This window comes from Pseudomonas sp. EA_5y_Pfl2_R50, from assembly GCF_963970475.1.
GTDB lineage: Bacteria > Pseudomonadota > Gammaproteobacteria > Pseudomonadales > Pseudomonadaceae > Aquipseudomonas.
Genome location: NZ_CAXAPT010000240.1, coordinates 1 through 262 on the forward strand (window position 1 = coordinate 1; position 262 = coordinate 262).

A 262-nucleotide genomic window follows, 5' to 3' on the forward strand; every position below is an offset into this window, starting at 1 on the left:
TTAGACAGCTAGGAGGTTGGCTTAGAAGCAGCCACCCTTTAAAGAAAGCGTAATAGCTCACTAGTCGAGTCGGCCTGCGCGGAAGATGTAACGGGGCTCAAACCATACACCGAAGCTACGGGTATCACCTTCGGGTGATGCGGTAGAGGAGCGTTCTGTAAGCCTGTGAAGGTGAGTTGAGAAGCTTGCTGGAGGTATCAGAAGTGCGAATGCTGACATGAGTAACGACAATGGGTGTGAAAAACACCCACGCCGAAAGACC

Annotated in this window: 1 rRNA gene; it reads left to right on the forward strand. The window is 51.5% G+C overall.

The window, feature by feature from the left end:
* Positions 1-262: ribosomal RNA gene (locus tag AACY19_RS27635) — 23S ribosomal RNA — on the forward strand; the annotation flags it as partial.